The following is a 7,657-nucleotide window of genomic DNA, read 5'->3' as shown; positions in this document are numbered from 1 at the left end:
GGGCGCCCGCCGACGAGCGTCGGGCGCCCCGCCCATGTATCCCCCGTACGCCTTCGTCTCCACCTCGAATCCTTCCTCCTGTCTAATCCCTTCGTGTTTCTTCCTCTCGTTTCATTGATCTTGTACTGAAGCGTCCGCTTCGTGGCATGCGGTGGGGCTGGTGGAGACGGCGCGGGGATCGTCCAGTGGCGTGTGGAGGACGGGCGTCGGCGGTGAGCGCTGCGGGTGGGCCCTGCACGGACTGGCGGGGCAGGCGAGGCGGAACGGGTCTGGCTTCTCGTGGGTTGGCTCGGTGAGATCGGTGGCCGGGTGTCGTGTGTGCTGCCTGGGTGTCGTCGTCAGGGCCGTGGAGGGGAAGCACGGTGAGGTGGAGGAGGGGACCGGTGGGGGAGAGGAGGCCCTGTTCGTTTCCGTTGTCGCGCCGTGGTGGTGGGGGGTGGTGGTCCCGGGGGCCACGGTCGCCCCCGATGTCGGGGCTGTGCGGGCCCACGTCGGCCCCAAGGCCGTTGGTGGGCCCGTGGTCCCCCTTTCGGGGTGTGTGGGGCGGACGGGGGCGTCTGTGGCCCTGGCCAGGGACGACGGCATATCGCCCGAATCGGACGGGCGGTGGTGGGGTGTGCAGGACCGGCGAGCACACCAGGAGCGAGAAGGCGTCTCCGCCCCCAGACCGCGCGGGAGACTCACCCGTGCTGGCCTGAGGTTCCCTCGTGACCGGGTACGTGTTCCCCATCGGATCAAAGGTCCCCTGGCTGAGCCACCGAGGAAATCTCCGGATGAGAGGCACGTTGTGCAGGGGGTTTGCCGTGCTGCAGCCGTAAGTGGCTTCGCGCGCCATGGTCACTCGGATCAGGTTCGACCAGGTTCCAGGGATGGGGCCCGATAGGCCGTGATCCGCGCTCGCGGTCACTTCTCCTCAGGTCCACGGGGCCGCCTCATCGAACCGTCGACTTGGCTGTGGCTGTCGTTCGGCCTCCTCGTGGTGCTCGCCGCGCCGTGGATCTTGACCGCCGCCGGCACCGCTGAGGTGACGACCCGCGATCCTGTAACGGGGTTCGAAACGCAGACCTACGTCTGGGTAGGGCCCCTGATGTTGGTCCTCGGTGCGCTCGGTTACCCACTCCTGCTGGTGATCGGTTTGTTCTTTCGTGGCCCGGCGGTGCGCCTGAATGCCGAACGGATTCAGCTCCGCGGCAAGTCCAAGGTGTTCGCGCGCTGGGACGAAGTCGACCGAATCGTGTTGTGGCGCCGGAGGGTCAGACGGTTCGGCTTGATTCCCGGCTGGGAACCGCAGGTCGGCGTCATACCGAACAGCGCCCGGACCAAGGGCTTCCAGCAAGCCGCGAGCGGGCGACGATGGGACGCGAGCGACCTGCGGCCCAATGGCGTCCCGGAGTGGCTGCCCGGTGGGGTGCAAAAGCGCAGCGTCCGGCTCTCATACCGGTGCGGTCCCGAGTTGGCCGCGGGCATCGCCCACTTCGCCCCGGATATCCTGGTCGTCGACGAACGAGACCCCGGACAGGCGACTCCGGTCGAACCACGTTGAGGTGTGTTCGCGCGGGCGGTGCGATAGGGAACGGAGAGTGGTTGCTGATGCCTCAGGCTCAGGAACGCTTCGCCCTCGAGCTCGTCGAGCGCTTCCCACCGCTCGGGAAGAATATCGACTTCTACTACGACGGCCCGGAGGACTTTCTCGCCCACGTGTTCTTCGGGATCGAAGTGACACGCGAGGTAGTCGCGGCATATGTCGCGGACGTCGGCGCAGTGCCGATCGAGGGCGGGCTCGACTGGCGCGGAGTGCTCGACTTCCTCAATCGCTGCCTGCAGTCCGGCGACAGGACCGTGCGGGTCGTGATCGGCACATCGTTCCTGTTCCGGCTTCCCACGCCCGGCCAGGAAGGCTATGGCATCGTGGACGAGCTGGACGACGAACTGGCCCGACTCTTTGAGGCGGCGAGGCCGAACGGCTGACCGAGGACGCGACGCCCGCGGCCGGGCGCGATGTTCGGAACCGCGCCAAAGTAGAACAAAGGCATGTACGAACGCGAAGGGGGCGTGGGGTTCCGGACCCGGCTTGGGTCCACCCTGGACCCATCAGCGCGTATTCTCGCCTGGGGTAACTGCATGTTCGAAAGAGCGCACGGGACGAACGATCGGAAGGGCGGATCGTATGACCAGTCCTCACCTCGATGAGGAACCACCCGAGCATCGCCGCTACGCGGCCTACCTTGAGGTCCTGGACACCGCCACGGAAGCGAACGAGACTGAATTGGTGACCGCAGTCCTGGGCGATGAGGATGCGATAATGGCGCAAGCCGCTGTGGTCGCCCATATAAATCGCCGGGCCTGCCAGTTGTTGACCGATTCTCGGTTCGCTGTCTGGGCCGACAGCATCGCCGCTGTTATCATGGAGTGGGAGTTCCTCACCCGCCGCCTACACGAGTGGAGCCTGATCAGAAGGATCGCCTTGGGGCAACCGTGGGACCGTGAGGAAGTCATCACCGCATCCGACTGGTGCCAACGCGCCGCTACGACCGTGCCGGCCGTCACGTCACCTCAGGCTCTCGCGCTGTTCGCTGACCACGGACGAACCCGACGCGTTCGCAACGCGGCCACTCTCCGTCTGCGAAACCTTGAGCAGTCGAACTGACGCGCCTGTGAAGTGCCTGTTGGGCACGGGCAACTGCTCGTATTGTTTCGAGCCGGGTGTGATGGCGGCTCTGGCATCGCCCTCAAGGCCTTCGTCGCCGGGGGCCGCCACACGAAGGCACCCATCGCTCCCCGCGACTGACACCCCTGTTCGGCAGACTGTGGGCGACCGACCGCCCCTTCCAGCCGACCGCGACCGGGAGCCCGCACATGCCGATGACCGAAATGCTGACACCCGGTCTGCCCGCCGGAATCACCCTCCCCGAGCCCCTGACGCGGGCCTGGGCGTGGATGGAGGCCCGGGGTTTCGGGTTCACCAACGAACACGGTTACTTCCTCACCCCGTATCCGGGTGACCGGCAGCTCGGGGTCGTGTTCACGCCCGCTGAGAGCCTGACCGGGTGGTTCGAACCCGGGGAGCCTGGCCACGACGACCTGGTGCCGCTGGGTCAGATCGCCGGTGACGGAAGCCTGTGCGCGCTGTGGAACGACTCCGGGACGGTGCGATTCGTCGCCCTAGGCTCGGACGGGGCGGCGTTTCTGCTGGCCGATTCCGCCGTCGACTTCCTGCGGCTCATCGCGATCGGCTACGACGAAATCCCCTACCCCGAGTACCTGGCGGAACCGCCGGAGGACGAGGACACCGTGGAGGCCCACGCGCCCTTCCGGACCTGGGTCGAGGCGGAGTTCGGCGTGGAGGTGCCCGGTCGCTGGCGGACGGCCGCCCCCGACCCCTTCGATGCCTGGATCGAGGACTCTGGTGCGTAATTCCTGTTGTCAACCGGTGAGTTGGTAGCTGAGTCGGGCCAGACGGCTGGTCCGGTTGCGGTCGAGGGGATGCCCGCTCCAGTAGGCGTCGAGCCGCACGATGTTGACCGCAGTCGCGGAGAAGGCGTGCTGGAGGCGAACCTTGGACAACCCGCACCCAGGACACTTATCAGACGGTGTTCCCGGAGGTGGCCAGGGCGGCGGCCGAGGCCACGGCGGCGATGCTCAAACCCGTGAGCTGGTAGCGGTGCGGTAGCCGGACCGGCGAGCACACCAGGAGCCACACGGGCCCACCGACCCCAGGTCAACAGGCGGTTTCACCCGTCCTGGCCTGGGGTTTCCTCGCTCCCTGGGTCGTCATCCGATCGGTTCAAAGGTCCGATGGGAAAGAGTCGAACAGGTGTTTCTGCGGAGCCGGTCTTGGTGAAGGGCTGGGTGCGTACGACAATCAAAGGGAAACTCTGCCCGCGCCGCTCGCCGGTGACCATTCATCGATGCAGCGATGGTGTCGGCAGCCGACGCTTTGGGCCAGACCGTCTGCAGGGCTGTTTCATTCTCGGTGAGCGGTGACGTTGATGCTGGTCACGGCAGTCCGATCACATCCAGCGGGCGGATGAACGCCTCATACGACACCCACCGGATCGCGTCGGGCACCGTGTCCTGTCCCAACCGGCGCAAGAACACCAGCGCGAGAGCCCGCAGCGCGGCCAGGTTGTCGGGGGCGTGTCCGGAGTGGACCTTGCAGGCGTCCTCGCCCAACGAGACATCCTTGACGTGGTGCCAGGCCTCGATGTTCCAGTGCCCCCGCACCAGAGCACCGATCCGGGCCGCTCCGGCCTGCCCGACCTCCAGCGAGGTCACCGCATACGCCACGGTCCACGACACCTTCCCCGTGCGCAGCCCGGTGACGTGGCGACGCACCCGTACCGCCTGGACCGCGTGCGGAAAGCCGGTGGCCCCGGCCAGGTCGATGACCTTGACGGTGCGGGTCTCGGAGCGTCCGTGGTCGCGGTCGCAGGTGATGTCCAATGTGGGGGCCTGGACCCAGGGAAGGGCTTTGACCTGCTCGAACAGGGCCTTCTGGTTGCGTTTGACGGTCAGCACGTAGTCGGCGTGCAGCTCCTCGACCAGGTAGGTGGCGGTGTCGGTCTGGGTGTGCAGGGCGTCAGCGGTGACCACCACCCCGGTCAGGTCCACGCCCGCCAGCAGGGCGGCCAGGGCGTCGATCTCGCTGGTGCCCGCCGGTACCCGCACCTGCGCGGCCAGGTGCCGGTCCGGGGTCAGGGCCGCGAGCAGATGTATCGCCGCCTCGGTGGGAGTGGCCGATCCGCGCAGGGTCTTGCCGTCCACGGCCACCATCTGAAGGGCCTCGGGCTTGGTCAGCGCGGTCAGGGCTTCGGGGGCCAGGGCGAGCAGGACGCGGCGGATGGTGGCCGGGGACGGAGCGGTACGCGCCCCGAGGGCGGGGCAGGTGATCCGGCAGCCCAACCGGGCCAGGGTGTGTTGGGGTGCGGCGTCGGTCCACTGGCCGATCGCTCGCAGGTGGCGGGCTCCGGCCACTATCGCGGCCAAGGCGCACAGCAGGACGCTGGCCAGGCTGTGGCGGCGTCCCTGCGGTGAGCGGGGATCGTCCAGATAGGCGAGCCTGCCGAGAAGGTCGACGGGGGGAGGGGTGGGCATGGCAGACTGGGGGCGCAACGGAGTCCCTTGGAAGTCAGAGATGTGGAAGTCCCTGATCTTCTAGCGGGCTCCGTTGCTCGTTGGTGGGTAGTTCGAGCGGATCGCTACGGGGCTGTGATCAGCACTGATGCCTTACCGGACCGACTTTGAAACAGCCCTGCCGCCAAGGCGGGGTGGAACGTGGAACTCTTGAGAGAGTTGGGTCGGGCAGGGCATGAAGGACGTTCTCATGGCACTCGAAGCACTGACCGGCTGCGATCCGGAGCGGCGAGACCTTGCCGCTGAGGTGCTCGTGGATTTCCTGAGCCGCGCCATGCTTGACACGGCCGCCGCCCGTCTGGTCGTTGGACGTCTGGTCAGCGTGGCCGTCATCGAACCCGTGGCCAGTGTCCGTGAGGCCGTCCTGAACGCGGTCTGCGAAGCGTTCGATCACTACAGCCTGCCCCTGGAACTTGTCGAACCGCTGGCCTCAGTCGCGAGGACGCTGGAACCCGAACTCCTCGAATACACCCTCCACATCTTCGGCGCCACTCAGGACCCGCGAGCACGGTCGATGATCGAGCCCTTCCTTCACTATCCCGACCCGAACGTGCGTGAGGAAGCCCGCCTCGCAGATGCCGAGATCGCCACGTCCATGACCTTTGGCGATCGCTCTTCCGGTCCCGCTCCTCAGTAGGGCACTTTGGAGCTTCGTCCATGAAGCACATCGGCTTTCTTGTGTGGCTTCTCCGGACCCCTTTGTCTTGTGCCGGTCGAGAAGGACTCTGGTGTGTGTCGGGATCACCTCCTGTCACTCATGAGAACCGGGCGGCCGTCGAAGGCGGTGTCGGGTTCGGGCGGCATTGTCCTGTCGGAGGCGGCGCGGAAAGCGGCTGAGCGGACCGCATAGAGGTCGCGTGCGTAGGCCCACAGCGCCGGGTACGCGGCAGGGCGTGGATGCCCAGGTCTTGCGCCCGACTATTTCGGCCATTGGTCACCACGCTCCCATGACCGAACACCAGCAGGTGCGATGGTCCGACACGCGAAACATGAGGCCATCGGGCTGACAACGGACGAATCGCTCCGGGAAGCGCCGACTGATTTACCTTGCGAAACGGCGCAACTCAGAAGCCGCCCGCGCGGCGCGGCTCGTCACCAGCGGCCATTCCGGATCGTCGAACCACAGCGCGTCCGACGCGGTGGCGCCCTGTCGGCGAGCGATGACCTCGACCGAAGCGACCACGGAGCGGATGGCGTTCGCTTCGTGCTCATCAAGGAGGAGCGCGCCAATGTCCTCTGCAGGGTCGCGTACATCCCAGAAGGTGTCGTCGATCAACCAGTGCACAGCGTCAGTCAGAGTCGGCGTCGTCTGGTCTCGATCGGACTCCGCGCTACGGACCTTCGCTGCCAGCACATCGAGTGCGTTCAATACGTCCTGCCGACGTCCCGGCCAGTTGGCTTCCATGTGCCCATGGTGCCACCAGGGCCGGTGGGCCGACATCGGCAAAGCAGTGGCGGATTGAGGTTCGCGATCGTTGCGACCCGGTAGAGCCGGGCTGGGCGCCCCTGTCCCCAACACCTGAAAACAACGGCGTTGGGTGCCGGGATCGCCTCCCATCACCCGTGGGTTGTCGGGCCTGTGACGCGTCGTCGTGGTGGTCTGCTGTCCCCGGGTGGTCCTGGGCGTGAGGGACGTTGCAGCTCCGGTCCGGTCGTCTTGGCTGTGGTCTCCTTCGTCTCCGGTCGGCGCCGAGCGCCCGAGCGCTCGGGCGCCCCGTTTCCACCGAGCCCGGCGGACGGGAAGGGTGTGTGGGGCCGGCGGGACGAGAACTGCTGGCGGAGCTGTCCGGTACGCGGTACCGTCTCAGCACTCAGGGCGCCCGCTCCGCCGTCTCTCACTCCCCGTCGACGAACGGATCACGAGATGACCATCCCCCAGCCCTCCCAGCAGCCGCGGACCAATATGTCCACCAATCAGATCATCGGTGCCAGCTGCCTCGGCTGTCTCGGCCTCTTCGCGATGCTGGTGCTCTTCGCCGGATGTGTGTCGGCGCTGTCCGGGGACGCCCCCGACACCTCCGATGCCCCGACCATCGTGGAGACGGTCACCGCTACCGAGGAGGTCCCCGTGACCGCCACCGAGACGGTGACGGCCACGGCCACCGAGGAGGTCGAAGTGACGGTGACCGCCACCGAGACCGTGCGAGCGGAGAGCGGGACAGGCTCTGACGGCGGTGGTTCGAGTGGCGGCGCGAGCGCTTACTACGAGAATTGCGACGCCGCCCGCGCTGCCGGAGCGGCCCCGGTACGCCGAGGAGAACCGGGATACGGACGCCACCTGGACCGAGACGGCGACGGTGTCGGCTGCGAGTAGCACCTGCTGGAGGCCGGCGGGAAGCCGCGTCAGCGGAGTCGTGGAGCGGGCGGTCGGTTCAGGAGTTGGCTCAGGTGTCTGCCGTCGGAACGCGGGATAGGTCGGGTGCTTCGACCGTAGATCCTCGCGCGAGGAGGCCCACACCGAGCCTTCCCCCGGGGACCCTAGTGCTGTGGCCGGAAACGTTCGCCCGGGTGCTCTCACGCCGCG

At 67.2% G+C, this 7,657-nt stretch carries 9 protein-coding genes; 6 read left to right on the top strand and 3 right to left on the bottom strand.

Annotated features, from left to right (window positions below):
* Positions 1-886 precede the first annotated feature (886 nt).
* The 4 genes from D471_RS0131880 to D471_RS0131865 all read left to right on the top strand — a co-directional run bounded on the left by D471_RS0131880 (position 887) and on the right by D471_RS0131865 (position 3,414).
* Complete coding sequence (locus tag D471_RS0131880; protein ID WP_017602366.1) at positions 887-1,543, top strand: hypothetical protein; 657 nt, start codon at positions 887-889, stop codon at positions 1,541-1,543.
* 47 nt (positions 1,544-1,590) lie between these two features.
* Positions 1,591-1,968, top strand: a complete 378-nt coding sequence (locus D471_RS0131875; RefSeq protein WP_040692286.1) for a hypothetical protein — start codon at positions 1,591-1,593, stop codon at positions 1,966-1,968.
* A gap of 199 nt (positions 1,969-2,167) precedes the next feature.
* Positions 2,168-2,647 carry a hypothetical protein gene (locus tag D471_RS0131870; protein WP_017602364.1) on the top strand — a complete coding sequence of 160 codons (480 nt, stop codon included), beginning with the start codon at positions 2,168-2,170 and terminating at the stop codon, positions 2,645-2,647.
* A 209-nt stretch (positions 2,648-2,856) separates the two neighbouring features.
* Positions 2,857-3,414 (top strand): hypothetical protein, encoded by a 558-nt coding sequence (locus tag D471_RS0131865; protein ID WP_017602363.1) that lies wholly within the window; start codon positions 2,857-2,859, stop codon positions 3,412-3,414.
* 9 nt (positions 3,415-3,423) lie between these two features.
* On the opposite strand, the gene D471_RS41075 is transcribed toward D471_RS0131865, so the two are convergent.
* Positions 3,424-3,564, bottom strand: a complete 141-nt coding sequence (locus D471_RS41075; RefSeq protein ID WP_017602362.1) for a hypothetical protein — start codon at positions 3,562-3,564, stop codon at positions 3,424-3,426.
* Between the two features lie 432 nt (positions 3,565-3,996).
* Positions 3,997-5,094: an ISAs1 family transposase gene (locus D471_RS0131850; protein WP_017602360.1), complete on the bottom strand. Its 1,098-nt coding sequence runs from the start codon at positions 5,092-5,094 to the stop codon at positions 3,997-3,999.
* A 229-nt stretch (positions 5,095-5,323) separates the two neighbouring features.
* Here D471_RS0131850 and D471_RS0131845 point away from each other — a divergent pair, with 229 nt between their 5' ends.
* Positions 5,324-5,770, top strand: a complete 447-nt coding sequence (locus tag D471_RS0131845) for a hypothetical protein (protein WP_241479763.1) — start codon at positions 5,324-5,326, stop codon at positions 5,768-5,770.
* A 405-nt stretch (positions 5,771-6,175) separates the two neighbouring features.
* Here the strand turns inward: D471_RS0131845 and D471_RS0131840 are convergent, their stop codons facing one another.
* Positions 6,176-6,538, bottom strand: coding sequence for an SCO4402 family protein (locus D471_RS0131840; protein ID WP_051059296.1), 363 nt, complete (start codon positions 6,536-6,538; stop codon positions 6,176-6,178).
* A 459-nt stretch (positions 6,539-6,997) separates the two neighbouring features.
* Here D471_RS0131840 and D471_RS0131835 point away from each other — a divergent pair, with 459 nt between their 5' ends.
* Complete coding sequence (locus D471_RS0131835) at positions 6,998-7,447, top strand: excalibur calcium-binding domain-containing protein (protein WP_017602357.1); 450 nt, start codon at positions 6,998-7,000, stop codon at positions 7,445-7,447.
* Positions 7,448-7,657: the final 210 nt, after the last annotated feature.

It is taken from the genome of Nocardiopsis lucentensis DSM 44048 (assembly GCF_000341125.1).
In the GTDB taxonomy this organism is placed as follows: domain Bacteria; phylum Actinomycetota; class Actinomycetes; order Streptosporangiales; family Streptosporangiaceae; genus Nocardiopsis; species Nocardiopsis lucentensis.
The sequence above is the reverse complement of the archived record's forward strand: the minus strand, read 5'-3'. Positions and strand labels throughout refer to the sequence as shown.